At 71.3% G+C, this 24,980-nt stretch carries 27 protein-coding genes and 1 pseudogene; 14 read left to right on the forward strand and 14 right to left on the reverse strand.

What is annotated here, in order from left to right:
- Positions 1–217: 217 nt before the first annotated feature.
- The 8 genes from Phou_RS18595 to Phou_RS18630 form a co-directional block, all read right to left on the reverse strand.
- Complete coding sequence (locus Phou_RS18595; protein ID WP_173057193.1) at positions 218–469, reverse strand: helix-turn-helix transcriptional regulator; 252 nt, start codon at positions 467–469, stop codon at positions 218–220.
- Positions 470–482: 13 nt separating this feature from the next.
- Positions 483–1,364 (reverse strand): ABC transporter permease, encoded by an 882-nt coding sequence (locus Phou_RS18600; protein ID WP_371872136.1) that lies wholly within the window; start codon positions 1,362–1,364, stop codon positions 483–485.
- On the reverse strand, positions 1,361–2,332 hold the full coding sequence (locus Phou_RS18605) for an ABC transporter ATP-binding protein (RefSeq protein ID WP_173057194.1): 972 nt from the start codon (positions 2,330–2,332) through the stop codon (positions 1,361–1,363). Before Phou_RS18605 ends, Phou_RS18600 begins: the two co-directional genes overlap by 4 nt.
- Before the next feature lie 49 nt (positions 2,333–2,381).
- Entirely contained in the window at positions 2,382–2,609 is a 228-nt protein-coding gene (locus Phou_RS18610) for a flavin reductase (protein ID WP_173057195.1), read from the reverse strand.
- Positions 2,610–2,727: 118 nt separating this feature from the next.
- Positions 2,728–3,924: a helix-turn-helix domain-containing protein gene (locus Phou_RS54475; protein ID WP_173057196.1), complete on the reverse strand. Its 1,197-nt coding sequence runs from the start codon at positions 3,922–3,924 to the stop codon at positions 2,728–2,730.
- A gap of 120 nt (positions 3,925–4,044) precedes the next feature.
- On the reverse strand, positions 4,045–5,559 hold the full coding sequence (locus Phou_RS18620; protein WP_173057197.1) for a deoxyguanosinetriphosphate triphosphohydrolase family protein: 1,515 nt from the start codon (positions 5,557–5,559) through the stop codon (positions 4,045–4,047).
- A 27-nt stretch (positions 5,560–5,586) separates the two neighbouring features.
- A complete protein-coding gene (locus Phou_RS18625) occupies positions 5,587–6,306 on the reverse strand; it encodes a prepilin peptidase (protein ID WP_173057198.1) in 720 nt (239 codons plus the stop codon).
- Positions 6,303–6,584 (reverse strand): hypothetical protein, encoded by a 282-nt coding sequence (locus Phou_RS18630; RefSeq protein ID WP_173057199.1) that lies wholly within the window; start codon positions 6,582–6,584, stop codon positions 6,303–6,305. Before Phou_RS18630 ends, Phou_RS18625 begins: the two co-directional genes overlap by 4 nt.
- Positions 6,585–6,719: 135 nt before the next feature.
- Between Phou_RS18630 and Phou_RS18635 the strand changes: the two genes are divergently transcribed.
- Genes Phou_RS18635 through Phou_RS18690 form a run of 12 tightly spaced genes read left to right on the forward strand, consistent with a single transcriptional unit; the run spans position 6,720 to position 15,574 of the window.
- Positions 6,720–7,226: a hypothetical protein gene (locus tag Phou_RS18635; protein WP_345514133.1), complete on the forward strand. Its 507-nt coding sequence runs from the start codon at positions 6,720–6,722 to the stop codon at positions 7,224–7,226.
- Positions 7,220–8,122, forward strand: a complete 903-nt coding sequence (locus Phou_RS18640; RefSeq protein ID WP_173057201.1) for a hypothetical protein — start codon at positions 7,220–7,222, stop codon at positions 8,120–8,122. The genes Phou_RS18635 and Phou_RS18640 overlap by 7 nt, the downstream gene beginning before the upstream one ends.
- Positions 8,119–8,805: an SAF domain-containing protein gene (locus tag Phou_RS18645; protein WP_173057202.1), complete on the forward strand. Its 687-nt coding sequence runs from the start codon at positions 8,119–8,121 to the stop codon at positions 8,803–8,805. The genes Phou_RS18640 and Phou_RS18645 overlap by 4 nt, the downstream gene beginning before the upstream one ends.
- A gap of 2 nt (positions 8,806–8,807) precedes the next feature.
- Positions 8,808–9,611, forward strand: coding sequence for a CpaE/TadZ family protein (locus Phou_RS18650; RefSeq protein WP_173057203.1), 804 nt, complete (start codon positions 8,808–8,810; stop codon positions 9,609–9,611).
- A complete protein-coding gene (locus Phou_RS18655; RefSeq protein ID WP_173057204.1) occupies positions 9,601–11,178 on the forward strand; it encodes a TadA family conjugal transfer-associated ATPase in 1,578 nt (525 codons plus the stop codon). The genes Phou_RS18650 and Phou_RS18655 overlap by 11 nt, the downstream gene beginning before the upstream one ends.
- Positions 11,133–12,080 carry a type II secretion system F family protein gene (locus Phou_RS18660; protein WP_371872137.1) on the forward strand — a complete coding sequence of 316 codons (948 nt, stop codon included), beginning with the start codon at positions 11,133–11,135 and terminating at the stop codon, positions 12,078–12,080. The genes Phou_RS18655 and Phou_RS18660 overlap by 46 nt, the downstream gene beginning before the upstream one ends.
- Positions 12,080–12,943 carry a type II secretion system F family protein gene (locus Phou_RS18665; RefSeq protein WP_173057206.1) on the forward strand — a complete coding sequence of 288 codons (864 nt, stop codon included), beginning with the start codon at positions 12,080–12,082 and terminating at the stop codon, positions 12,941–12,943. Before Phou_RS18660 ends, Phou_RS18665 begins: the two co-directional genes overlap by 1 nt.
- Before the next feature lie 26 nt (positions 12,944–12,969).
- The gene (locus Phou_RS18670) at positions 12,970–13,152 is read left to right on the forward strand and encodes a hypothetical protein (RefSeq protein WP_173057207.1); all 183 of its coding nucleotides are present in this window, start codon (positions 12,970–12,972) and stop codon (positions 13,150–13,152) included.
- A gap of 5 nt (positions 13,153–13,157) precedes the next feature.
- A complete protein-coding gene (locus tag Phou_RS18675) occupies positions 13,158–13,607 on the forward strand; it encodes a TadE family protein (protein ID WP_246273610.1) in 450 nt (149 codons plus the stop codon).
- A complete protein-coding gene (locus tag Phou_RS18680) occupies positions 13,604–14,056 on the forward strand; it encodes a TadE family protein (protein ID WP_246273611.1) in 453 nt (150 codons plus the stop codon). The genes Phou_RS18675 and Phou_RS18680 overlap by 4 nt, the downstream gene beginning before the upstream one ends.
- Positions 14,053–14,484 (forward strand): pilus assembly protein TadG-related protein, encoded by a 432-nt coding sequence (locus Phou_RS18685; protein WP_173057208.1) that lies wholly within the window; start codon positions 14,053–14,055, stop codon positions 14,482–14,484. Before Phou_RS18680 ends, Phou_RS18685 begins: the two co-directional genes overlap by 4 nt.
- Positions 14,485–14,506: 22 nt before the next feature.
- On the forward strand, positions 14,507–15,574 hold the full coding sequence (locus Phou_RS18690; RefSeq protein WP_173057209.1) for a LysM peptidoglycan-binding domain-containing protein: 1,068 nt from the start codon (positions 14,507–14,509) through the stop codon (positions 15,572–15,574).
- A gap of 104 nt (positions 15,575–15,678) precedes the next feature.
- Here the strand turns inward: Phou_RS18690 and Phou_RS18695 are convergent, their stop codons facing one another.
- From Phou_RS18695 to Phou_RS18720, 6 genes and pseudogenes are all read right to left on the reverse strand, one after another.
- Positions 15,679–16,119, reverse strand: coding sequence for a DUF1707 domain-containing protein (locus Phou_RS18695; protein WP_173057210.1), 441 nt, complete (start codon positions 16,117–16,119; stop codon positions 15,679–15,681).
- A 75-nt stretch (positions 16,120–16,194) separates the two neighbouring features.
- Complete coding sequence (locus Phou_RS18700) at positions 16,195–17,040, reverse strand: phosphatase PAP2 family protein (protein WP_308784486.1); 846 nt, start codon at positions 17,038–17,040, stop codon at positions 16,195–16,197.
- 256 nt (positions 17,041–17,296) lie between these two features.
- The gene (locus Phou_RS18705) at positions 17,297–18,397 is read right to left on the reverse strand and encodes a ScyD/ScyE family protein (protein WP_173057212.1); all 1,101 of its coding nucleotides are present in this window, start codon (positions 18,395–18,397) and stop codon (positions 17,297–17,299) included.
- 194 nt (positions 18,398–18,591) lie between these two features.
- On the reverse strand, positions 18,592–20,175 hold the full coding sequence (locus tag Phou_RS18710) for a glycoside hydrolase family 13 protein (protein WP_173057213.1): 1,584 nt from the start codon (positions 20,173–20,175) through the stop codon (positions 18,592–18,594).
- Positions 20,176–20,370: 195 nt separating this feature from the next.
- Positions 20,371–21,374: pseudogene (locus Phou_RS52755) on the reverse strand (LacI family DNA-binding transcriptional regulator).
- A gap of 116 nt (positions 21,375–21,490) precedes the next feature.
- Positions 21,491–22,849: a dihydrolipoyl dehydrogenase family protein gene (locus tag Phou_RS18720; protein WP_173057214.1), complete on the reverse strand. Its 1,359-nt coding sequence runs from the start codon at positions 22,847–22,849 to the stop codon at positions 21,491–21,493.
- A 92-nt stretch (positions 22,850–22,941) separates the two neighbouring features.
- On the opposite strand from Phou_RS18720, the gene crtI reads away from it, so the two are divergent.
- On the forward strand, positions 22,942–24,432 hold the full coding sequence (gene crtI / locus Phou_RS18725; protein ID WP_173057215.1) for a phytoene desaturase family protein: 1,491 nt from the start codon (positions 22,942–22,944) through the stop codon (positions 24,430–24,432).
- A complete protein-coding gene (idi, locus tag Phou_RS18730; protein ID WP_173057216.1) occupies positions 24,429–24,980 on the forward strand; it encodes an isopentenyl-diphosphate Delta-isomerase in 552 nt (183 codons plus the stop codon). The genes crtI and idi overlap by 4 nt, the downstream gene beginning before the upstream one ends.

Consider the following 24,980-nt stretch of genomic DNA (forward strand, 5'->3'; position numbering starts at 1 on the left):
GTTTCCGCGTCCGTTCCGCACCGGTTGACGGATAGCGGTCCAGCTCAGGACCCAGGTCGCGGAATCTCGCGGACACCCGGAACAATCACGCCCAGCGATGTCGACCCCACGAAACCGTGCGACCGAGCGTCCTGCTCCCAGTCACCGAGGGCCACAACTCGACCGGCCGCCGGCGCTAACCCGAACCGGTGCCGGCAGGCGTGGGATGACCGCACATCTACGCGGAGCGTTGGGCCTCCGAAGTGGAGTGGCCGATCCGCGGGAAGGGCTCGATCGAGAAGAGCACCTCGACCGGCACCTCGAAGTAGCGCGACAACCGCAGCGCGAGATGGAGACTCGGGCTGAACTCGCCCCGTTCGAGATAGCCGACGGTCTGGTAGTGGACGCCCAGCGCCTCGGCGAGCTGCCGCCGCGAGATGCCGCGCTCGGCGCGCAGCATGGCGATGCGGTTGTAGATGACCTCACTCATCCGCGTCGCCTCCTCACGTGATTCGCTGCAGGGCCTTCTCCCGGCGCTCCGCCACCCGGGAGCCGGACTCGCGGCGGGCCATGCGGCGCAACACTATCGGCGCGATGACCAGGCCGAGAATGGCCCACGCGCCCAACACGCCGACCGTCTCCAGGTGGCGCCACGACTCTCCGATCTCGACGCCGGCCATGCTGTCGGGGAGCAGCGCCGACCGCATGCCCAGCCCCAGCCAGTAGATGGGGAAGACCTGCGCGATCCACTGGAGCCACACCGGAAAGTTGGTGATCGGGTAGAAGATGCCCGAGGTGGCGATCAGGCCCATCAGCGGCAGCATGATCATGCCCATGTTGCGCGGGTTGCCGACAAGCGAGCCGAAGACGGCGCCGATCGGCATCGTGGCGACCATGCCGAGGAGCACGACCCAGACCAGCGTGAGCCAGCTCGACGCGCCGCGCACGGAGAGGCCGTCCAGCAGGAAGAGGCCGGGCACGAGCTGCATGGCGAGGCTGATCACACCCATGCCGGCGACCAGAGTGATCTTGCCGACGAGGTAGCCGACCATCCCGTTCGGGATGGCCTTGGCGCGCAGCAGCGTGCCGTCTTCGCGGTCGACAGTGAGTGCCATGGCCATCGTGACCAGGCCGCCGAACGCGATGCTCATGCCCAGCGCGCTCGGCATCGTGCGCGAGCTGAGCGAAAAGCTCGTGCCCGGCACCGTCGCGTTGCGCATGAAGAACAGGACGACCAGCAGCAGGATCGCGGGAAAGAAGTAGTTCCACAGATCCTGGCCATTGGTGAACGTGTGCCGCAGCTCGATGCGTCCGCGGGCGAGGCCGGCGCGGGCCGCGCGCATCGCGGGCTGGCCGAGCGACAGGGCCGCCGGGATCGTGGTCATCGCGTGACCTCCTCGAACGCGCGCAGGGCGGCGACGCTGCGCCCCGACTCGTACTCCCGGACGAAGGCCATGTAGGTGTCCTCCATGCTGGCGCGACGCACCTCGAGGTCGGCGATGGCCTCGCCGTACTGCTCGAAGAGCTGGCGCACGAAAGCGGTGGCGTCGGCGGTGGAGTGGACGAACCGCTCGCCGTCGCGGCTCCACCGCACCTCGGCGTCGGCGGCGACACGGCGCGATAGCTGGTCGGGCGAGCCGTCCGCGATGATCGAGCCGCCGGCCAGGATGAGGATGCGGTCGGCGAGCTTTTCCGCCTCGTCCAGGTCGTGCGTGGTCAGCAGGATCGTGGTGTCGTCGATGTCGGAGAGCCGGTGCACGAGGTCGTGAAACTCGCGGCGGGCCTCCGGGTCGAAGCCCGCCGTCGGCTCGTCGAGGAAGAGCAGCTCCGGCCGGCCGACGATGCCGATCGCCACGTCGAGGCGGCGGCGCTGGCCACCGGAGAGCTGCCCCACCCGCTTGCTCGCATGTGGAGTGAGCCCGACCGCGTCGATCAGGTCGTCGACGTCCCACGGGCGGTGGATCCTCGGCGTGGAATACGCCGCGTAGTAGACCCCCAGGTGGGCGAGGAGCTCGCGGACCCGCCACTTGCCGTGGTCACGCCACGACTGGAGGACAACGCCAAGCCGGGCTCGCCAGCGCTCGTCGCCGTGCCCGGGGTCGACGCCAAGGACCCGCACCTCACCGGCCGAACGGATCCGGAAGCCCTCCAGGATCTCGATCGTGGTGGTCTTGCCCGCCCCGTTGGGCCCCAGCAGGGCCAGCACCTCACCGCGGTGCGCGGTGAAGGAGACACCTTTGAGTACATCGTTCGTCCCGTACCGCATGCGGAGGTTACGGACCTCGATCGCGGCAAGGTCATCGAGCGGCTCCACGGCCGCCGCAGGTGCGCGCAGCTGCCTTACGACGGTCATACGTGTCCCCCGTCTCGTCTAAAGGCTCCTCCAAACTGTAGTACATGTACTACGGGCGGGTCCAGGCGATAAAACGCTGGTACAGGTCGTTTGTCGACGCACCAGAAAGTTCCCCGGCAGCGTGGCCCAGCTGCGTGGCCATGTAGACGGCGAGGTTCACGCGCTGCTCGCCGTACACCTGACAGAGCTGGTCCCGGGCCTTGTCACACGGCCAGTCGACGCCGCAGACCGAGCAGGTCCAGGACGGCCGGGTCGGCGTATGTTCGCCGTCGGCCATGCACTCACCCCCATCGTCAAATCGATGTGAGCGAACCTAGGGCGACCGCCAGCCGTCCTGGTGTGGCACCTTGGGCGACCGCGTCGCCGCCGACGTGCGGGTACGGGGACAACCTGTCCTACCCCGAGGCCGCGATACCGATCCGCTCGGCGAGGCCGACGAGGCCGGGCAGGCGCTGTTTGCGGCGGCGCGGCAGCAGCTCCGCGATGATCGTGTGGACGATCGTCTGGTGCGGCAGCATCTCCGCCGCCAGCGTCTCGACGGTACGCAGCGTGTCGACCGCGTCCTGCGACCGCCAGTCGGTCATCTGCGCCCACGCCACGTTCAGCAGGTAGCGCGCGTGCATCGCGGTGGGCGCGGCATCCGGGTGCTCGACCCGCTCGGCGAGCTTGATCGCTTGCCGCGGGCGGTCGGCGGCGATAGCCACGTCCACCGCCTTCATCGCCGCGACCGTCGGCCCGAAGGCCATCCCGACGTAGGTGCTGCGCTGGTCGCCGACCATCCGCGCGGCGGCCGCCCGGACCAGCCCGAGCATCTCCTGCGCCTCGGACTGGCGGCCGGAGCGGGCCACGGCCGTGGTGCCGTACCGCAAAAGCTCGCCCCAGACCGCCACCTGGTCGACGGAGGCCCGCGACAGCGCGGGCTCGACCTGCTCGGCCGCGGTCACCGCGACGTGCTCGGCCTCCGACCACAGGCCCTGCCGCGACAGGACCCACGATCGGGTGGCCTGCTGTCCGGCGAAGAGCAGCTCGTCACCGGACGCCTCGGCCGCCCGGACCGCCTCGGCGAGCGCCAGGTGGGCCAGGTCCTCGTGCGCGAGGTGAGCGAGCAGCGAGGCGGTGAGCTGGAGCTGCTCCGCCAGCGTGGCCGAGGCCATCGCCCGGTCGGCCGACCCGGCCACCTCCATCGCGGCGCGCGCCGACGCGATGAGCCCGGGCAGGTCACGCGCGAGCTCGGCATAGCGGCCGGCCCAGTACAGGCGCCACGCCTCGCGCCCCTCCCGGCGCAGGTCGTCCAGCATGGGCGGCTCGACGTGGGGTGTGCGCACGCCCAGCACCGCCCGCCGGATCGCGCCGACCTCGCCGCTCACCCGACCGGCTGGCAGGCCGCGCGGCTTGCCCAGCAGGTCGGCCGGCATGACGTCGAGCGCGTTGGCGAGCGCGGTGAGGCTGGCGATGCGGGTGGCGTGGCGTTGGCCCTGCTCAAGCTTGCGCACGAGGTCGACCGAGACGCCGGCCCGCTCGGCCAGGTCGCGCTGTGACATGGCCCGCCGCCGACGCAAGGCGGACAGTTGAGCGCCGAGCGTCGATCTCATCGCAGCTCCCGAGGACCGTCTTACATCGACGGTATGCGCTGCGATTGGTGTCGTGAAGACCCCGAAGGGTGACGGAACGGCGGGGTTTGCTCACTCATCCCGCTTGACAGACGCTGCCGGTCAAAGGACGAACGCGTCGGTCCACAGCTGGCGGGAGCGGCCGGAGAGCGCGTCGAGCAGTGCCACCGCTTGGCTGTCGGTCAGCGCCGCCACGAAGTCGATCACGGCGCGGCCGCGGGCCTTCACCGACCGCTCCGGCCCGGACGCGCTCCCGTCCACCGCTTCCAGCTCGGCCTCGGCAAGCTCCACCAGGTCGTGCAGCCGCTGGGGCAGGCGGGCCTGCTCGTCGGGGTCGAGGAGCCAGGCGTGCAGCGCCTCGACGAGCGTGGTGAGCAGGCTGGCCTGGCCGCGCTGATGCAGCGCCAGGTCGGGCCGGGCGAGCACGAAGCCCTGGTGGACAAACTTGAGCACCTGTACCTCGTGCCACTGCGCCTGCTCGAGCATCACGTGGCCGGAGCGCACCGGCGGGTCCGGCACCACCACGATCGCGCCGATGAGGCGGCGGGTCCAGCGCGCGGAAAAGCGTGCCACGTACTGCTCGGCCTCTATCGAGCCGTCGAACGGTGCGGCGAGCAGCCCGTCGACAAGCTCGTGCCGCACCTGCTCGACCGCAGCCCCGAACGCCTCGTCGTGCGCGATCCACGCGTCCTTGCGGTGCAGGTGGCGGCGCAGCCGTTCCACCGCGCGGCCGGGGCGTCGAGGACCGGCCTCCAGCTCGACGTCGGAGAGTTTCTGCAGCTCAGCGGCCTCGTTCTGCCACGCGATCAGCTCGGTCGCCACCGAACCCTGCTGGAGTACACCCACCCGGTGGAAGTCCTCCACGTCGTGGATCGCGTACGCGATGTCGTCGGCGGTGTCCATGACGGACGCCTCGACGGTCTGCTGCCAGTCGGCGATCCGCCCGGCGAACGGCTCGCGCGCCTGGACGAGGTCGGCCACCTCGGTGGTGTACGCACCGAACTTGGCCGACCCGCTGTCCGGATCCCCCGGCGGCGCGCTCGCCCCGCGCGGCGGCGGGTCGAGGTGGCGGGGGTGCGGAGTGGGGTACGAGTGGCGGGTCCACGGGTACTTGAGCAGCGCTGCCCGCACCGCCGCGGTGAGGTCGAGCCCGATGGTGGTGGCGCGGCGGATCTCGGTGCTGGTGACGATCCGGTACGACTGCGCGTTGCCCTCGAACCCGTCGGGCAGCCCGAGCCGCTGGCGGGCGAGCCGGTCGAGCACCTGCTCACCGAGGTGCCCGAACGGCGGGTGCCCGAGGTCGTGCGCGAGTGCGGCCGCCTCCACCACATCGGGGTCGCATCCACCCAGTTCGTCGATGAGCCCGCTGTACCGCTCGTCGGCCGTCAGCCGCTCCGCGATAGCGCGCGCCACCTGGGCGACCTTGAGGCTGTGAGTCAGCCGGTTGTGCACCAGCAGCCCCGAGCCGCCGGGGCTGATCACCTGCGTGACGCCACCGAGCCGGCTGAAGAAGGGCGAGCTGACGATGCGGTCGCGATCGACCCGGAACGGACTCGCGGCGAGATCGCCGGGCGCGATCGCGGTGCCGCCGAACAAGCGCCGGGCCCGCAAATCCATGATCCGACGTTAACGTACGGCGGAACGTCATGTGGCGAGCAGCGCCACCGCCACGAACGCGCCGAGCAGCAGGAACGGGCCGTGGGCGATGTGATCCTTGCGGCCTACCCGGCGCAGCGCGAGCAGCCCCGTGGCGTACAGCCCGGCGAGCAGGAAGCCGGCGACCGCGGCGGCCACCGCGACTCCCCAGCCGAACCATCCGGCCACCAGGCCGACGGAGAGCGCGGCTTTCGCGTCGCCGAGGCCCATCCCGTTGGGTGAGATGAGCACCAGTACGAGATAGAAGGCCGCGAGCGCCAGCGCGCACGCCACGGCGGAGGCGAGCCGGCCGTACTCGCCGTCGACCACTGCGGACAGTCCAAACAGGATCAACGCGCCGCCGGCGGCCGGAAACGTAAGGCGGTCGGGCAGTCGGTGCACGGCAATGTCCACATGCGTCAGTACCACGCCGAACAGCGCGACCCAGGCGACGGCGAGCATCGGGAGCGGCTCCGGCACCCGCCAGGCGACCACGGCCAGCGCTCCGGCCGCCGCCACCTCCACGAGGCCCGGTGGCGGTCCGATGCGCGCGCGGCATCGCGGGCAGCGACCGGTTGGCGGCAGGAAGGTGCCGGACAACCGGGCGTCGCAGTGCGAGCAGGCGTGCCGCCACGGCTCGCCGGCCGGCACGGTGTGTACGAAGACCTGCGCTCGCAGTAGCGGGCCGACCAGCAGGCCCGCGGCCGCGGCCAGGACGATCCACGTCACGTGACACCACACAGGGTGAGCGGCCGATCGCGGAAGATCAGGTTGGCACACCGGACCCCAAACAGCGCCGGGTGTCCGAGATACGCGCGGACATAGGCGCCGATACCGGAATCCGACCAATCGATCTCCATCGCACCCTTCCCAGCATCCGGCCGCTGACGATCATCACTCCACGTGATCATTTGGATTGCCTCTGTTGCATCGGCGGCAGTCAGCCTATGCTGCCCATCTGGGTGAGAGCACCAGCCGTCCGCCGACCGCGCGGCGACGGTCGTCACGCACAAATTGCCTGGGGGGCAAGACAGCAAGAGAAACAAATGGCACGCGAGCGGTTCGGAGGCGCCGGTTCGCGAGCCAGGGGAGAGGAACCACCGTTGCCCGCAAAGCACCTGGGCCGAGCCTCTGCGGTCCTTGTGGCGCTGCTTGTCGGCGCTTGTTCGTCATCCGGCGAGGCCCCGCCTCCTGTCGCCGCACCGAGCACGGCAGCCTCCGCCGGCCCGGACGCGGAAGCAGCTTCGAAGGCCGCGCTTGCCGCCTACAAGGGCTATCTCGCCGCCTCCAGCGAAGCGTCGGCCGATCCGGATCCCACCCACCCCGCCCTGACGAAGTACCTGGCTGATCCGCTGCTCACCCGGGTCAGAGACACCGTTCGCGACCTCGAGACGCACGGCGCGGTGCGCACCGGAAACATGGTTTCCGACCCACGGGTGAGCGCTCTCGACCTGGCCGCCGATCCGCCGACGGTGTCCATTCAGGACTGTATCGACTCCTCGGGATACAAGATGGTCTACGCAAAGAGCAAAAAGCCCGTGCCCGGCGCCGCTGGCGGCCGATACGTGGCCACCGCCACAGCGACCCTCTATCCCGACGGCCGCTGGCTGATCAGCGATGGCGTCGTCCACCAGGACCAGCCATGCTGACCCGCCGCGTGCTCGCGCTGGTGGCCGCTCTCGTGGTGTTCACCGTTCCGTCGGCCGCGGTGGCCGCGCCGCCGATCGGCGAGTGCCCGCCCGGCTCCGACAGCTGCCACATCATCGACGAGGACGAGGGGACCAACGGCGGCGGAAACAACAACGGGGGAAGCAACGGCGGCGGAAACGACGGCGGCGGCGAGCGCAAGTGCACCCGCGGAAACGAGCCGATCCCCTGCTACGACCCCGTCTTCGGCTGGTTCAACCAGTCCGACGAGTGCTACTACCGGCTGACCGAGCCGCAGCTCCCGCCGCAGTCCGGCGGCAGCGCGGACGGCGCCTGGTACACGCCGACCTGCCTCGCCGGCGTGCAGACGCCGCGGTGGTTCGACGCACCGCCGGCCGGCACGCTGCCGCCGCCCGACCCGGAGACGCTGGCCCGCCGCGCGCTCGCCGAGATCACCCTTCGCGCGCCCGACCTCCAGATCAGGCCTGACCCCAACGGCGCCGGACTTGTCGGACTCCCGGTGTGGCTCTGGGTCGACAAGGGTCCTGAGACTTGGGGGCCGATCTCCAACGATGCGGAGGAGCGTGGGCTGCGCGTGGACATCACGGCCAGCGTCACCAACCTGACCTTTGACCTCGGCGACGGCAGCCCGCCAGTCAGCTGCGCGGGCGGCGGCACGCCGTACCCGAAGGGCGCCACCGGCCCCTCTCCTGACTGCGGGCATGTATTCACCAAGTCCAGCCGGCAGCAGCCGGGCCAGAAGTTCACGATCACCGCGACCTCGTCGTGGACGGTGGAGTGGACAAGCAGCGGCGGCGAGAGCGGCACGATCGGGCCGGAGACCCGGCAGGCGACCGTCGCCGTGCGGATCAACGAGCTCCAGGTGGTGACCGAATGAGCCTGGCGGCCAACCACCGCGTGGCGGGGCCGGTCGACGCGCCGGTCGAGCCGCCCCGCGTCGTCCGGCAGCGGCGCATGCGGCCGGGCCTGCTCGGGCTCGCCGTGCTGCTGATCGCGCTCGGCGGCCTGGGCGCTGCGTTCGCGGTGACCTCGGTGCGTGCGACGGGGACGTACCTCGCGGTGGCCCGACCTGTCTCGGTGGGCACCGCACTGACCGCCGACGACGTGCGGTCGGTGCAGGTGGCCGGCGGTGTCGGGCTGTCACCGGTGCCGGCCAGCAAGATCAACGACGTGCTCGGAAAGCGTGCCGCGGTGACGCTGGTGCCCGGCACGTTGATCACGATGGACCAGCTCACCGACAAGCCGCTGCTCGGCCCCGGCCAGCAGCAGGTGGCGATCGGTCTCAAGCCCAACCAGGTGCCCGCCAAGGAGCTCCGGCCCGGTGACAAGGTGCTGCTGGTCAGCACCCCGCCACAAAACACCTCGGCGACGGGTGAGGTGCGCACGTCGCAGACCACCCGGTACGAGGCGGTCGTCGTCGACGCCACCGAGCCGGACGAAAAGGGCCCCGACCGCACCACCGTGGTGGTCTACCTCGCGCTCGCCGGCCGGGACGCACCGGCCGTGGTCACGCTGGCCGCGCAAAACCGGCTGGCCGTCATCCTCACCGGGGCTGCCTGACCATGGCGATCGTCGCGCTGGTCTCGCCGAAGGGGTCCCCCGGGGTGACAACGACGGCACTGGCCTGTGCGCTCACCTGGCACCGGCGGCTCGTGCTCGCCGAGTGCGACCCGGCGGGCGGCTCGATCATGGCTGGCTACCTGGGCGGCGCGGTCCCCGGTCCGCGCGGCATCGGCGAGCTGGCCGTGGCCGAGCTGCGCGACGGGCGGCTCGACCGCGACTTCTGGTCCCAGCTGATCGACCTCGACGCGCCCCGGCGGGAGCGGCTGCTGCTGCCGGGCATCACCGACCCGGCCCAGGCCGGCAGCGTCAGTCCACTGTGGCAGCGCTTCGCCGACTTCTTCCTCGCGCTGGAAAAGGGCGAGCCTGCCTTCGACGTGATCGTCGACTGTGGACGGCTGCACGCGCCGAGCCCGCCGTGGCCGATCCTCCGCGCCGCGGCCCTGGTGCTCGTGGTGACCGGCGCCCGGCTGCCCGACCTTTCCAGCGCGCGAGCCACGATCGCGGCCCTCCAGCGCGACTTCCGCGAGCACCGCGTGGCGGCCGGTTCGCTCCGGCTGCTGCTGGTCGGCGAGGGACACGCACAGGCCGAGATCAGCAAGGCGCTCGAGCTGCCGGTGATCGCCCGCCTGCCGCACGACCCGCGCACCGCCGAGGTGCTCACGGTCGGCGGCACGGTCCGGGCCAACCGCCCGCTCATGCGCGCCGCCAACGCGCTCGAAGTGCCGATCAACTCGATCCTCGACCGCCGCCGCGCCCGGCTGGGCTGGCGGAGCCTGCCATCGGAGGTGCCGGATGCGGTTTGAGCCGGTCACCCACGACCCGCGCACGCGGCAGCCGGAGGCGACCTCGACCGAGCCGCCGATCCGCCCGCCACAGGTGCACGTCGGCCGCCACCAGGCCACCGCCAACGGCCACAACGGCGTTCCCGCCCTGCCGAGCGCCCCCTCCACGCCGGGACCGCCCCCGCCTCCCCCGCCGCGGCAGCAGGCGGACTTCTCGGTGGTACGCGAGCTGCGCCGCCAGCTCACCGAGCGGCTCACGCAGTGGCAGCGCGGTCGCGACTTCACGCCCGAGGAAGAGGACGTGGAGCGGGTACGGCTGGCGGTGGCCGTCGTGTCCGAGTACGCCGACGGTGTCCGTCGCGCGGGCACGCCGATGCAGGCCGTTGAGGAGCGGATGCTGCTCGACCAGGTCACCGCCGAGCTCGTGGGGCTGGGCCGGCTCCAGACGCTGCTGGTCGACAACACGATCGAAGAGGTACACATCCTCGGCTGCGACCACGTCCGGATCACCCGCCACGGCGGCGGCGTGGAGTGGGCGCCCCCGATCGCCGACAGCGACGAGGAGCTTGTCGAGATCCTGCAGGCTGCCGCCCGGCGGGCCGGCGCGACCGAGCGTTCCCTGTCGACCTCCAAGCCCACGCTCGACCTGCAGCTGCCCGACGGCAGCCGGCTCGCCGCGGTCTACCTGGTGAGCCACCGGCCGTACGCGGTGATCCGCAAGCACAACACGCTCGACATCACGCTCGATGACATCGCCGGTGTCCGGGCCGACCTCGACGAGATGATGGATGCGCTGATCCGCGACTTCCTGCGCGCCTCGCTGCGCGCGGGCCTCAACATCATGGTCGCCGGGCTGGCCGGTGCCGGTAAGACCACGGTGATCCGGGCGCTGATGTCGGAGATCCCGCCCGACGAGCCGTACGTGCTGCTGGAGGAGAGCCGCGAGCTGCTGCCGGCCCGGCGCGGCCAGCGGCACCGCGCGGTGATGAGCTTCGAGTCCCGCGAGGGCCATGGCGAGCGCGGAGCCGACGGGCGGCCGGCGGGCGAGGTGACGATCGCCGACCTGATCCCGGTCTCGCTGCGGATGGGCGCGCTGCGGATCATCGTCGGCGAGGTGCGGTCACGGGAGATCGTGCCGATGCTCCAGGCGATGACCACGAGCCGCGGGTCGATGTGCACGATCCACGCGCGTACGCCTGGCGGGGTCAGCGAGCGCATCATCGAGCTCGCGCTCTCGCACGGCCGCGAGATGACCGTCGAGCAGGCGCGGCGGATGGCGGGCAACGCGCTCGACCTCGTCGTGTACGTGACGATCGAGGACGAGACCGCGATCGGCGGCCGCAAGCACCGCTTCATCTCCCACATCGAGGAGATCATCGGGGTTGGCGACGGCGCGCGGATCGCGACGACCACGATCTTCGGCCCGGGCGCCGACGGGCGGGCGGTCCCGCTGCACCTGCCCGAGCGGATCCGCGACCAGCTCATGCGAGTGGGGTACGACGCGCGTGTGCTCAGCCGCTACATCGAGGCCCGCACCGGTGCTTGGCGCCGCCCCCGCCACAGCCAGCTGAAAGGGCGGTCGGCATGAGTGGCCCGGCGGACATCCAGCTGATCGCGCTGCTCTCCGGGGCGTTGTGCGTCGGCGGGCTGGTGCTCGCGGTGGCGTCCATTGTGGGCACACGGTCGCCCGTCAAGCCTCCGTCCCGCACCAGCCGCCGCCTCGGACGCCTGTGGAACGGCACCGGTCTCAGCGCCGCCGAGCGGCGCCGCCACCGGGTCGTGGTGGTGTCCGCGATCGTGGCCGGCGCGCTCGCCTGGATGGTGACCGGCCTGCCCATGGTGGGTCTGCTGGTCGGCGTCGCCGTGCCGGGCGCGCCCTGGCTCTTCGGCGTCGGGCGGGCGGAAAAGCGGGCGATCGCACGCATCGAGGCCGTCGGCGAGTGGACGCGCCGACTGCGCGACGTCTCCAGCACCGGCCAGGGGCTCCAGCAGGCGATCATCGCGACCGTCTCCACCGCACCGGAGGAGATCGGCGACGAGGTGTCACTGCTGGCCGCGCGCCTGCAGGCGGGCTGGCACGCGCGCGACGCGCTGCTCGCGTTCGCCGGCCACCTCGGCGACCCGATGTGCGACCAGGTGGTCGCGGCACTGATCCTGCACCTCAGCGACCGCGGCGAGCGGCTCGGCGACGTGCTGTCGTCGATCGCGGCGGCCGCGGCGGCGGAGGTCGCCACCCGTCGTGAGGTCGAGGCCAAGCGCACGCAGCCCCGCTTCGCGGTCCGCTTCCTCACCGGCATGACGCTGCTCACCTTGGCGTACGGGCTGCTCAATCCCCAGTACATGGAGCCGTACGGGACACCGACCGGCCAGGTCGTGCTGGTGGTGCTCGGCGGCACCTTCGTCGCGCTGCTGGCCTGGACGCGGGCGATGAGCCTGCCGCCCGCGCCGGTGCGCTTCCTCACGGTTCCCGACGAGCGGCGGGAGGCGTGATGAGCAACCCGTACCTGATCATCGCGATCCTCGGCGGCGGCGCACTCGGCCTCGGCATCTTCCTTGTCGTGCGCGAGGCGCTGCCGGCCACGCCGGCCCTCGGCCCGGCACTGCACCGCCTGCACCCGCCGGCCGCGCTCCGCACCACCCGGCCCAGTCGCCGCCTCGAGTGGCTCACCGGGCTGTCACGGTGGACCCGCCCGCCGATCAAGGAGCTGGCGCTGCTCGGCAAGACCCCGGAGCAGTACACCCTCTCGCTCATCCTGTCGGCGCTGATCGGCCTGGCCATCCCGGCGTTCCTGTCGCTCGCCGCCCGGACCGCCGGTCTCTCGCTCCCCTTTGTGTTTCCGACCGCGGCCGGGCTCGGCCTGGCCGCGCTCTTCGCGATGGTCGCCCACGCCGACGTGCTGTCGAAGGCGAAGGCGGCGCGGCGGGAGTTCACCCAGGCGGTCTGCACCTACCTCGACCTTGTCGCACTCCAGCTCTCCGCCGCGCACGGACCGGTGCAGTCGCTCGAACGCGCGGCCGAGGTCTGCGACGGCTGGGTCTTCGAGCGGCTGCGCGAGTCGCTGCGGATGGCGCAGATGCAGATGCAGTCGCCGTGGGACGAGCTGCGCACGCTGGCCGAAAAGATCGGCGTGCCGGAGCTGGGCGACGTGGGCGCGATCGTGCAGGCGTCCGGCACCGAGGGCGCGCAGGTGCACGAGACGCTGCGGGTGCGCGCCGACTCGCTGCGTGACCAGATCCGCACCGACAACCTGGCGCGTGCCGAGGCGATCACCAGCCGGCTCGACGTGCCCGGCGCGCTGCTCGTCTTCGTGCTGGTCGGCTTCGTCATGTACCCGTTCCTGGCCCGAATCTGAGCCACCCGCACACACCGGAGGAACTGATGATCAAGATGCTGTGGACGCGGATCGCGCTGTTGCGCGGTCCGGGCGAGCGGGACCGTGGCGACAGCCCGGTGCCGACCGCCATCATCATCGCCGGGCTGGCGGCGGCAGCTGGCGCTGTGGTGCTGGCCGCGAGCGGCCTGGTCGACTCGTTCATGGGCTCCATCGGCTCGACGCCGTAGCCGGCATGCGTCGCCGCACGGTCGTCCACGTGCACCGGGCTGTCGACGCGGTCCGGCGGCGGCTGGCGGCCGCGGGCGCCCGGCGCGACCGCGGGGCGACACCGGTCGAGCTGGCGATCGCGTTTCCGGCGATCCTGATCCTCACGTTCGCCTCGATCCAGGTGGGCGCCTGGTTCCTGGCCCGCGCGGTGGCGCTCAACGCGGCCCAGGTGGCGGTCAGCTCCACCCGCACGCTCAACGGCGCGTCGCCGGAGGCGGGCGAGGAGCAGGCGGGCGACTTCATCGCCGACACGGGCGGTTGGCTGGTCGGCTGGGACGTCGCCGTGACCCGCGACGACCAGCAGGTGACGGCCACGGTGACCGGCACGGTGGTGTCGGTGATCCCGGGGATCGACTGGACGGTCAGCCAGACCGCCCGCGGCCCGGTGGAGCGCTTCGTCGAGGAGACCCCGTGACGCCGCAGTGCGGATCCCGCCGGGACCGGGACCGGGACCGGGGATCGGTCTCGGTGGAGATCGCCATCCTCGCGCCGGCGTTCCTCATGCTGATCGTGCTCGCCGCGGTGGCCGGCCGCACCGCTATCGCGCAGAACGCCGTCGACCTCGCCGCGCACGAGGCGGCCCGCACCGCCTCGCTGGCCCGCACCGCCGCGGCCGCCGAGACCGACGGGGAGGCGGCGGCCAACGCCACCCTCGACGCGCAGGGCCTTGACTGCGGCGACAGCCTGCAGGTGGCGGTCGACACCAGCGGGTTCGGTGCCGAGCTTGGCGAGCCGGCGACCGTTACCGCGACCGTCAGTTGCACAGTCTCGTTCGCCGACCTGGTCATGCCGGGCATACCAGGCGCCAAGACGGTGGTCGCGACGTACGTGTCCCCACTCGACCGCTACCGGAGCCGCGGATGAACGCGCGGCTGCGGGACGACGGTCGGGTCAGCATCTTCCTGGCGATCGCGCTCGCCGGCATGCTCATGGTCATCGGCTTGGCGTATGACGGCGCCGGCCAGCTCGGCGCCCTCCAGCGCGCACACAACCTCGCCGCCGAAGCGGCCCGCGCCGGGGGGCAGTCGATCGACCGCGCGCAGGCGATCGAGGGTGGACCGGCGCAGATCAACGAGGCCGAGGCGATAGCGGCGGTCGACGCGTACCGGGCGGCCGCCGGCGTCGGTGGACCGCCACCCACGTTCTCCATCGGCCCGGACGGCGAGCCGCTGATCCAGGTCGAGGTCTCCGTCACCTACGACAACAAGTTTCTCGATGTCTTCGGTTTTTCCGACACCAGCACGGTGACCGGCACGGCCACGGCGGTGCTGCTCACCACGCCCGACGAGTAGCGATTAGGAAGGAGGCGGCGCCATGCGTATACGACAGGTCGTCAAGGGCTTGGGTGCGCTCGTCATCCTCATTGGACTGTTGGTGGGCGCGCCGGTCGCGCTGGCCGTGTTCGCCGGCAACCCGCTGCCCGACCACGTGCCCGCGCTCTCCGAGATCGGTGACGCGCTCACCACCCGTGACGACGGGCAGCTCTTCCTCCGCGCGCTCGCCGTGGTGGGGTGGCTGGGCTGGGCGACGTTCGCGCTGTCGGTGCTGGTGGAGATCCCGGCACGGGCGTTGCGCATCCCCGTGCCCCGGCTGCCCGGCATGCGGCGCCAGCAGCGCATGGCGGCGGCCCTGATCGGCGGCGTCGCCCTGATCATCGGCGCCAGCCCAGCGATGGCGTCCGCCGCAGCAGCGACCGCGCCTCCCACGTCGTACGCCGCCGCGCCCTACACACCGGCCGCCGTCTCGGCTCCTGCCGCCGCGGCCTGGGAGCGCACCGCCGCTGCCGCCGCGGACGAGGATCCTGTGCCGGTCTACCGCGTCGAGCGCGGCGACTACCTGGGCCACATCGCCGACCGTTACCTCGGGGAGTTCGACCGCTACCCGGAGCTGGCCAAGCTCAACAAGATCGGCGACCCCGACCTGATCCGCCCGGGGCAGATGCTGCACCTGCCGGACGGCGCGGCCGACGGTGGCGTACGCCGGCACGCGACCGGCCTCGTCTCCGTCCCGCCCCCGGCCTCGGAAAAGCCCGCCCCGCCACCGACCACTGCCGGCGGGACGGACAAGCCGGGCGGTGCCGAGCAGCCGGGCACGGGCGGCTCGGAGACCCGCAAGCCCTCGCCCACGCCGTCGAGGGCGGCGCCTGCGACCGAGGAGCCGGCCGTCCCATACGTCCCGCCGCCGCCGACCGTGCAGGAGGGCGACGACCGGGAGCCGGTGGGCGCCGCCGCTGGCCGGCCGGGCGAGAAGCAGGGACTCAACCTGCCGCTAGCGGTAACCGCCGTGCTGACGGCCGCCAGCCTGGTGGGTGCGCAGATCGGGGTGCTGCTCGGCCTGCGCGACAAGCGAAGGGAAGCCCGCCAGCGCACCCGCCGCCCCTGACCCACCGGCCCCGCTGACCCCGCGCCCTTGGCGCGGGGCGGCGTCGAGACCGCCCACAGCCCTCGATCGGCGAGGCGCGCGGGGCACGGACCGGTGGCCGGGGGTCAGCGGCGGATCGGGCGGCGAGACTGCGCCTCCAGCACCGCGCGTACCGGGATCACGTGTCCCAGCAGGCCCACGCCCCAGCCGAGGATCGGCCAGACGGGCCAGAAGTACCACGAGCCGCTGCTCATGCCCACGACCGCCCAGATGCCGAGCATCAGGAGCGAGCCGGCCACATATGCCGCCACGTGTGCCCGCATGCCGAGCCGCGCGCCGGCGGCGTGCCGCTCGCGGCGGCGATCACGGGCGCGGCCGCGCACCCAGGTCGCGGGCAGGTCGGCGACCAGGGCCTCGAGCTCACCCCGGGTGCGCGCCGAGTAGGCGGCCGTCGACCGCTCGCCGAACTCCTCGGTCTCCAGATAGCCCGCCGCGAGGGCGTCGCTCAGCAGCGCCGCCACCGACTCACGCTCGGCCGTGCCCACACGTTCCAGTTCGCTAGCCATGCGAACAACTGTGCCAGCCAGTCTTGTCACTGTCAAGATGTGGGCGCGCGAAGTGTCCTCGGATGGACGTGGCTTCTACAACAGGACGCGGGAGAAGCTCGGCAGCGGCTGTCCCGACAGCCCGCCGGCATACCTCGTGCGCAGCCCGACCAGGCGAATCGCGCCTACCAGCAGCAGGCTGGCCACGATGCCGTCCAACCAGTAGTGGTTGGCAGTGATCACCACCACGCTCACGGTCAGCACCGGGTGGGCCAGCGCCAACCAACGCCACTTGCTCGTGGTCACCCGGATCAGCGCGATCGCGACCAGCAGCGCCCAGCCGACGTGCAGCGAGGGCATCGCGGCGAACTGGTTGGCCACGCCGTCGGTGCTGTTGTCCGGGTACGCCGACGGGCCGGTGAGGATCATCGTGTCGACCATGCCGAAGCTGTTGACAAGCCGCGGGGGCGCGAGCGGAAAGATGACGTGCACGAAGAGCGCGGCCGCCGTGAGGACCGCCATCTCGGTGCGCATGCGCAGGTAGTCCGGCCGGTGGCGGATCCACAGCCACACCATCGCCAAGAGCGTGCCGGGGAAGTGGACGCCGACGTAGTAGAGGTTGGCCAGGCGTGCCGTCGCACCCCAGGACAGCGCCCACTCCTGGATCATTGCCTCACTGGGCAGGCGAAGTGCCCGTTCGACCTCCCACACCCAGTCCGCATGACGGAAAGCCACACCCATTTGGCCGTCGGCAAGATGACGAATCCCCTGGTAAATAACCATCATCGAGGCAATCAAGATCACCTCGATGACGAGTTCACGCAGGCGTGCCGCCCGGGACCGAGTCGGTCCCAGCCTCCCTGGTGGTGCTTTCTGCGGACTCGCGGCAGGCCGCGTGACCTCTTCCGTGATTGCCATCGCCGTCCCCCACCGAGATTTCATCCACGGTTTACGCAATTCAACGCTAAGTGAAATCTCTATACCAGAACAGCGATTATCCGTGTGACCCCACGCACAACGACACACCTCAAACTCGTTCCGGACGATCGTAGACGGGTTGCGCACGTCCCGACGTCCCTTAAGGCTTCCCGAGCACGTGGAGCCTCATGCGGGTGGCCCGCGAAATGCGAAGAGAGCCCCGAAACGACGGCAGGGCGCCCCGCCGAAGCGGGACGCCCTGAGCGCGACGAGCGACAGGTCAGGCGCGGATGCGCAGGACCTCGCCGACGCCAGCGGCGGTTGACTTGTTCGTCACGTAGATCGAGCCGTCCCCGCCGATCGCCAGGCCGCCCGGGAAGGTCAGCTTCCCTTTCGCGAGTTCTGTCCGCTTGGCACCTCGTTTGACGTCCACCCGGATCAACGCGCCATTCGGGTCACCGGCGAACAGGCCCTTCTTGGAGATCTGCAGCACAAGCAGGCGTCCCCAGCGGTCGAAGGCGATGTCGACGATGTTCGTGAAGCCGGTCGCGTACACCTTGGGCGCCTTGCCCGGCACGATCCGCCACACCCGCGCCGCCCCCATCGCGAACGGGAAGCCGGTCAGCTCACCCACGTAGAGCGCGCCGTCGGGACCCCGGGCCACGGTCGTCGGTACCGACTGCGCGGTCATCGTGGACCCTGGCGGCGGGAACGGCGACGGGACGGTCAGGTCGGGGAAGACCGCCACCGTGGAGACCTTGCCGCGCCAGCTGACCTTGAGCAGGTCGTTGCCGCCGGCGTCGGTGGCGTACGCCCCGAACGGCGTGGCCAGGATGCCGTACGGGTTCGAGTCGACCTCGCCCTTGTCCGGGTTCTTCGCGGTCTCGTACGCGTTGAGGTCGGCGATCGGCTTGACCTTGGCCGCCCGCGCGCTCGGGTGCAAGCCGACCACGTGGCCCATCAACCGCGCGCCTGGGCCGAGGAAGTCGCGCGTCTCCAGGTTGAACGCGCCGCCGATCGTGGCCACGAGCCCGGGGCCGGCCGGTGAGATCTTGTGGAGCCCGATCGCGGAACTGCCGTCCTCCGCAGTGGCGAGCGAGGGCAGGCCGGTGATCACGCGGTGCGGCTTCGCACCCCGGTCGAGCCGCGGCGGGATCGCGGTCAGCGCGGCGGTGGCGCCGAGGCACTGCCGGTCCCCCTCGGGGCCTTCGATGCAGGGGCCGTCTCCGCCCCGGCCGGCTTCGGCGACGTACAGCCATCCGTGCCTACCCACCGCGATGCCACGCGGGTTGTCCAACCCACGCGCGATGACGGTCACCGACGGCTTGCCCTCGGCACTGGTGGCGGCGGACGCGGCGGGCGCGCCGGCAAACGCCAGCACTGCGGCCACAGCACCGGCTGGGAGAACGTGACTAAGCCTCATGAACACCCCGTTCCTCGTGCAACCGAACAAGGGGAATCATGCTGGCCTCGACCACGCTATGTGGTCAAAACGCTGAAAACGGATAAAGGGGTTTGTGAGCGGTCGCCACTGTCCCGGCGGCGGCAAACCACTCACAAACCGCTCAAGGGGGCCTAGCTGTCCAGGCGCAGCCAGGCCGCGGTGTCGACGGGCAGCGAGTCGCCGTCGAGGGGCCCGCTCGCGAGCAGCACCTCCTCGTGGGCGGGCAGCGGGACCGCCGCCGTCGATAGGTTGAGGACGCAGGCAAAGCCGGGCTCGCGCGCGAAGGCGAGGACGCCGTCGGGCGCCGGCATCCAGCGCATACCACCATCGCCGAGGGCGGGCTCCGCGCGCCGGATCCGCAGCGCGGTCCGATAAAGCTCCAACATGGAGTACGGATCACCCGACTGCGCCTGTACCGTGCGATCCTTCCAATCTGGCGGTTGGGGCAACCACGGTGACGCCGCGGCGCCCACGGGGCTGAACCCGAACGGCGGCTCATTTCCGGACCAGGGCAGCGGCACCCGGCAGCCGTCCCGCCCGGGGTCGGTGTGGCCGGAGCGGTGCCACATCGGGTCCTGGCGCAGCTCGTGCGGGATGTCCTCGACCTCCCAGAGGCCCAGTTCCTCGCCCTGGTAGACGTACGCCGAGCCGGGCAGCGCCAGCGTGAGCAGCGCGGCCGCCCGCGCCCGCACCCCACCGAGCTGCAGGTCCGCCTCCACGCCCTCGCGCTTGCTCGCGAAGCTGAACGAGCTGTCCAGCCGCCCGTACCGGGTCACATGCCTGGTCACGTCGTGGTTGGAGAGCACCCACGTGGCCGCCGCACCCACCGGGGCGTGCGCGCTCAGCGTCGCGTCCACACACTCGCGCATCGCCGCCGCGTCCCACGGGCAGCAGAGAAAGTCGAAGTTGAAGGCCGTGTGCAGCTCGTCGGGGCGCAGATATTTGGCGAAGCGCTCCCGATCGGGCAGCCACACCTCCCCGATCAGGACCCGGTCACCGGGGTAGCTGTCCGCGATCCGCCGCCACGACCGGTAGATCTCGTGCACGCCGTCCTGGTCGGTGTACGCCTCGATCCCGTCGAGGGCCGGGTTTTTCACCGGCAGCGCCGCCGAGTCGATGCGGATGCCGTCGACCCCGCGGTCGAGCCAGAACCGCAGGATGTCCTCGAACTCCTCGCGCACCCGCGGGTTGGCCCAGTTGAAGTCGGGCTGCTCCGGCGCGAAGAGATGCAGGTACCACTCGCCGTCGCCGACCCGGGTCCACGCCGGGCCACCGAAGATCGAGCGCAGGTCGGTCGGCGGCTCCTCGCCGTCCGGCCCGCGGCCGGGACGAAACCAGAAGAGCTCCCGCTCCGGCCCGCCCGCCAGCGCCGCCTCAAACCACGGATGCGCGGTGGAGCAGTGGTTGGGGACGATGTCGATGATGATCCGGATGTCCCGCTCGTGCGCCTCAGCGACCAGCGCCTCGGCCTCGTCGAGCGTGCCGAAGACGGGGTCGATGTCGCGGAAGTCGGCGACGTCGTAGCCGGCGTCGGCCATCGGAGACGGGTACCACGGGCTCAGCCACACCGCGTCCACACCCAGCTGGACCAGGTGGTCGAGGCGGGCGCGGACCCCGGCCAGGTCACCGACCCCGTCACCGTTTCCGTCGGCGAAGCTGCGCGGATAGACCTGGTAGATGACGGCGCTGCGCCACCAGTTGTCTCCTGTGGACATTCGTTCCCTCGACTCTGTCGTGGTGGTCTTCCAGACCTGCGCCTGCCGGGTTTCGTGGCGATGACGATACAAAGCCAAACTTGAGTACGCAAGAATCCGACTAGTATCTGAAAGAACCGTGACACAATGCAGAAACAATCAGGGCGCCCCACCGGACAGGTGGGACGCCCCGAGAAGGGTCGAGTTTTCCGCGGGTCAGGTCCTGGGTGCCGGCGCGGTCGAGCCGCGCACCACGAGCTCGGGCTCGAAGAACAGCTCCTCCGACGGCACGCCGACCCCCTCCATCTGCTGCACGAGCAGGTCGACCACCGACTGGCCCATCGCCTCGATCGGCTGGCGGACGGTGGTCAGCGGCGGGTCGGTGCACGTCATGATCGCGGAGTCGTCGAAGCCCACGATCGACATATCCTGCGGCACCCGCTTGCCCAGACGCCGCACCGCACGCACGGCGCCGAGGGCGAGCACGTCGCTGGCGCAGAGGATGCCGGTGACCCCCGCTCGGCCAGCCGGGTGGCCGCGGGCCGCGCGCCCTCCATCGAGAAGCTCGCCCGCTCGACGTCGCAGGTCACGTCCGGGCTGCCCTTGGCTGCGGCCATGAGCGCGTCGAGCTTGCGGCGGGAGGGCACGTGGTCCTCCGGGCCGAGCAGCGCGCCGACCTTCTGGTGGCCGAGCGACACAAGGTGCGCGAACGCCTGCTCCACCGCCACCGCGTCGTCGGTGGAGACGCTCGGGAAGCCCAGCCCTTCGACACCGGCGTTCACCAGCACCGCCGGCAGCCCTCGCTCGCGCAGCGTGCGGTAGTGGTCGTGGGGCGCGTCGGCCATCGCGTAGTTGCCACCCGCGAAGATCACGCCGGACACCTGGTGCTCCAGCAGCATCTCCAGGAAGTCCGTCTCGGAGACACCGCCGATCGTGCGGGCGCAGAGGATCGGCGAGAGGCTGCGCTGCACCAGCGCACCGGTCACCGCCTCGGCCAGTGCCGGGAAGATCGGGTTTTGCAGCTCGGGCAGGACGAGGCCGACAAGCCTGGCGCGCTCACCGCGCAGCTTGGACGGCCGCTCGTAGCCGAGCACATCGAGCGCGGTCAACACCGCGGCGCGGGTCGCCTCAGACACGCCCTCGCGGCCGTTGAGCACGCGGCTCACGGTGGCCTCGCTGACCCCCGCCTTCTTGGCGACCTCGGTTAGGCGTCGTGTCACTGTTTCTCCAGGTTCGCTTGCTCGCGGGGCGCTAAGGCGACTCGCTCACCAACGGCGAAATCGTACGGCAAGCTCCTGCAAGAACTGACACCTCAAGCCAGCTCACAGGCGAGTTCTTAACGCAGATCACGCAAGGAATCCTCAATCGCGCGGTGAAACGTCGGGTATGCGTAAATCATGTGGCGCAGCGTCTCCACCGGTACCTCCGCCTTGACCGCAAGCGTGAGCGGCGCGAGCACCTCGCCGCCGACGGGCCCGGCGGAGGTGGCGCCGACCAGCACGTCCCGCTCCGCGTCGGCAACAAGCTTGATGAAGCCGTTGTTGCCGGCCTTGTGGATCCAGCCCCGCGCCGAGCTGGGCACCTGGGAAAGACCTGTACGCACCGGTATGCCGCGCTCGGCCGCCTGCGCCTCGGTCAGCCCTACCGCACCGATCTCCGGGTCGGTGAACGTCACGCGCGGCACCGCCCGATAGTCGGCTGGCGGCCCCTCCTGGCCGAGGATGTCGCGGATCGCGATGCCTGCCTGGTACATGGCCATGTGCGTGAACGCGCCGTGCCCGGTGACGTCGCCGACCGCCCAGATTCCGGCGCCGGCGCGCATGCGGTCATCGACGTCGATGTGGTCGGCCGCGGAGTCGATCCCCACCGACTCAAGGCCCAGCTCGCCGAGCTGTGCACGCCGCCCGATCGCCACCAGCAGCTGCTCCGCGACGACCGGTACGCCCTTGTCGAGGTGCACGGTGAACTCGCCGCCCTCGTACCCGATCCGCTCCGCCCGCGCGCCCGTGCGCAGCTCCACCCCGTCCCCGCCGAGCGCCGCGGCGGCCAGTTCGGACGACTCCGGCTCCTCCAGCGCGAGGATGCGGTCGAGCGCTTCGATCACCGTGACGCGTACGCCGAAGCGGGCGAACACCTGCGCCAGCTCCACGCCGATCGCACCGCCGCCGAGCACTGCGAGCGAGCCGGGCAGCTGCTCCACCTCGATGGCCTCGCGGTTCGTCCAGTACGGCGTGCCGGCGAGCCCCGGGATCGGCGGTACCACCGCGGAAGTGCCCGTGCCGAGCACGATCCCGCGCCTGGCCTCGTAGACCTCGCCGCTCACCTCGACCCGCCCCGGGCCGACCACCGTGCCGTACCCCCGGACGAACTGCCCACCCTTGCCGGTGAACCTGTCGACAGCCACCGTGTCGTCCCAGGTGTCGGTGGCCTCCTCGCGGATCCGCTTGGCGACCGGCGCCCAGTCCGGCTCCACCCGCGCCTGCCCGGCCAGCAGCTCGACCCGCCGCGCCTCCGCGAGCGCGTTGCCCGCTCTGATCATCATCTTGCTGGGCACGCACCCCCAGTACGGGCACTCGCCGCCCACCAGGTTGTGCTCGATGCCGACGACCGACAGGCCGGCCTCGGCCAGCTTGCCGGCCACCTCTTCGCCGCCCACGCCCAGCCCGACGACCACGATGTCCACCTGCCGCACCATGTCGCCAGCATGCCACCAACGGGTGATCAGGATCGCCGGGAAGCAGTAGGACGTACGGCATTTCCGCAGGTAGTCGCTACGCTCGATCGGTGGTGACCGAGCGAACAGTCAGCGGACGGACCGACCGGGTCGTGGTGGTCGGCGCCGGCCTCGGCGGTCTCGCGTGCGCCCTCTACCTGGCCGGCGCGGGCCGCCAGGTAACCGTGCTCGAACGCGAGGCGGTGCCGGGTGGGCGCGCCGGGCGGTTGAGTGTGGACGGGTACGAGTTCGACACCGGACCGACCGTGCTCACGATGCCGGACCTGATCGCCGAGGCGCTGGACGCGGTGGGCGAGCGGCTGCCCGACTGGCTGGAGCTCCGCAAGCTCGACCCGGCGTACCGGGCGCACTATCCCGACGGCTCCACATTGGACGTCATCACGGAGCCGGAGCGGATGGCCGCGGAGGTGGCCCGCGTGTGCGGACCGTCCGAAGCGGACGGTTACCTGCGCTTCGTCGAGTACGCGAAGCGGCTGTGGGAGCTGGAGCGCACCGACTTCGTCGAGCGCAACCTCGACTCCCCCACCGACCTGCTCAACGCCAACCTGCTGCGGCTGCTGGGCATGGGCGCGTTCGGACGGCTCCAGTCGAAGATCGACCAGTTCTTCGCCGACCCCCGCACGCGCCGCATCTTCTCGTTCCAGGCCATGTACGCCGGCCTCGCACCGCGCGACGCGCTCGCGGTCTACACGGTCATCGCCTACCTCGACTCGGTCGCCGGCGTGTACTTCCCGCGCGGCGGCATCCACGCCGTGCCGCGGGCGCTCGCCGGCGCCGCGGAGAAGCACGGCGTCCAGATCCGGTACGGCACGACGGTCACCCGCGTGGAGACCTCCGCCGGCCGCGCGGTAGCGGTACGCACCGGCGACGGCGAGCGCATTCCCGCCGATGTCGTGGTGCTCAACCCCGACGTGCCGATCGCCCGCCGTGACCTGCTGCCGCCGCGACGCCACCGCCCGCTGCGCTACTCGCCGTCGTGCGTGGTGCTCCACATCGGATCCACACAGGAGTACCGGCAGATCGCGCACCACAACCTCCACTTCGGACGTACGTGGGAAGCGGCGTTCGACGACGTCATCCGCCGCGGCCGGCTGATGTCCGACCCGTCGCTGCTGGTGACCAACCCCAGCCGCACCGATCCCTCGCTGGCGCCGGAGGGCCGCCACGGCTACTACGTGCTCGCCCCGGTGCCCAACCTGATCAGCGGCCGCCACCTGGACTGGCGCGGTGGGCTCGGCGAGCGGTACGCGGCGGAGCTCATCGAGGTGCTGGAGGCCCGTGGCTACAAGGGCTTCGGCGCCGGCGTAGAGCTGTCCCATGTGGTCACTCCGGCCGAGTGGGCGGACCAGGGGATGGCTGCGGGGACACCCTTCGCCGCGGCGCACAGCTTCTGGCAGACCGGCCCGTTCCGGCCGCGCACCATGCATTCCACTTTGGACAATGTCGTCTTCGTCGGCTCGGGCACGCAACCCGGCGTGGGAGTGCCCATGGTGCTCATCTCCGGCAAGCTCGCCGCACAGCGGGTCACGGGGCGCGCCAAATGACGGCGGACCGCGAGGCACACCTCGTCGAGCTCGTGGACGGCGGCGGAGACGCGGTGGGCCAGGCCACCGTCGACGCCGCGCACCGCGCGCCCGGCATGCTGCACCGGGCGTTCTCCGTGCTGCTCGCTGACGGCGAAGGGCAGGTGCTGCTGCAGCGGCGAGCCGCCGTCAAGACCCGCTTTCCACTGCGGTGGGGCAACGCCTGCTGCGGGCATCCCACGCCCGGCCAGGCGGTGACGGACGCCGCCAATGCGCGGCTCGGCGAGGAACTGGGCATGGGCCCGGTCCCGCTGGCCGAGATCGGCGTGTACGTGTACCGCGCCGAGGATCCGGTCACCGGCCGTGTCGAGGTGGAGTACGACCACGTGCTGCTCGGCCACATCGGCGCCGACCACCCGATGCGCCCCGACCCGGCCGAGGTCGCCGAGCTGCGGTGGGTCGCCATCAACGAGGTCCGGGCGGGTATCGGCGCGGAGCCTGACCAATACGCTCCGTGGTTGGCAGGCGTCATGGCAAAGCTCAACCTCGATTCTCACCGGGCACTCTAG

The organism is Phytohabitans houttuyneae (assembly GCF_011764425.1).
GTDB classification, from domain to species: domain Bacteria; phylum Actinomycetota; class Actinomycetes; order Mycobacteriales; family Micromonosporaceae; genus Phytohabitans; species Phytohabitans houttuyneae.

Coding starts and splice junctions, on each gene's coding strand:
- Phou_RS18595 (WP_173057193.1), bottom strand. CDS start 469: ATGAGTGAGGTCATCTACAACCGCATCGCCATGCTGCGCGCCGAGCGC.
- Phou_RS18600 (WP_371872136.1), bottom strand. CDS start 1,364: ATGACCACGATCCCGGCGGCCCTGTCGCTCGGCCAGCCCGCGATGCGC.
- Phou_RS18605 (WP_173057194.1), bottom strand. CDS start 2,332: ATGACCGTCGTAAGGCAGCTGCGCGCACCTGCGGCGGCCGTGGAGCCG.
- Phou_RS18610 (WP_173057195.1), bottom strand. CDS start 2,609: ATGGCCGACGGCGAACATACGCCGACCCGGCCGTCCTGGACCTGCTCG.
- Phou_RS54475 (WP_173057196.1), bottom strand. CDS start 3,924: ATGAGATCGACGCTCGGCGCTCAACTGTCCGCCTTGCGTCGGCGGCGG.
- Phou_RS18620 (WP_173057197.1), bottom strand. CDS start 5,559: ATGGATTTGCGGGCCCGGCGCTTGTTCGGCGGCACCGCGATCGCGCCC.
- Phou_RS18640 (WP_173057201.1), top strand. CDS start 7,220: ATGCTGACCCGCCGCGTGCTCGCGCTGGTGGCCGCTCTCGTGGTGTTC.
- Phou_RS18645 (WP_173057202.1), top strand. CDS start 8,119: ATGAGCCTGGCGGCCAACCACCGCGTGGCGGGGCCGGTCGACGCGCCG.
- Phou_RS18650 (WP_173057203.1), top strand. CDS start 8,808: ATGGCGATCGTCGCGCTGGTCTCGCCGAAGGGGTCCCCCGGGGTGACA.
- Phou_RS18655 (WP_173057204.1), top strand. CDS start 9,601: ATGCGGTTTGAGCCGGTCACCCACGACCCGCGCACGCGGCAGCCGGAG.
- Phou_RS18665 (WP_173057206.1), top strand. CDS start 12,080: ATGAGCAACCCGTACCTGATCATCGCGATCCTCGGCGGCGGCGCACTC.
- Phou_RS18670 (WP_173057207.1), top strand. CDS start 12,970: ATGATCAAGATGCTGTGGACGCGGATCGCGCTGTTGCGCGGTCCGGGC.
- Phou_RS18675 (WP_246273610.1), top strand. CDS start 13,158: ATGCGTCGCCGCACGGTCGTCCACGTGCACCGGGCTGTCGACGCGGTC.
- Phou_RS18685 (WP_173057208.1), top strand. CDS start 14,053: ATGAACGCGCGGCTGCGGGACGACGGTCGGGTCAGCATCTTCCTGGCG.
- Phou_RS18690 (WP_173057209.1), top strand. CDS start 14,507: ATGCGTATACGACAGGTCGTCAAGGGCTTGGGTGCGCTCGTCATCCTC.
- Phou_RS18695 (WP_173057210.1), bottom strand. CDS start 16,119: ATGGCTAGCGAACTGGAACGTGTGGGCACGGCCGAGCGTGAGTCGGTG.
- Phou_RS18700 (WP_308784486.1), bottom strand. CDS start 17,040: ATGAAATCTCGGTGGGGGACGGCGATGGCAATCACGGAAGAGGTCACG.
- Phou_RS18710 (WP_173057213.1), bottom strand. CDS start 20,175: ATGTCCACAGGAGACAACTGGTGGCGCAGCGCCGTCATCTACCAGGTC.
- Phou_RS18720 (WP_173057214.1), bottom strand. CDS start 22,849: ATGGTGCGGCAGGTGGACATCGTGGTCGTCGGGCTGGGCGTGGGCGGC.
- idi (WP_173057216.1), top strand. CDS start 24,429: ATGACGGCGGACCGCGAGGCACACCTCGTCGAGCTCGTGGACGGCGGC.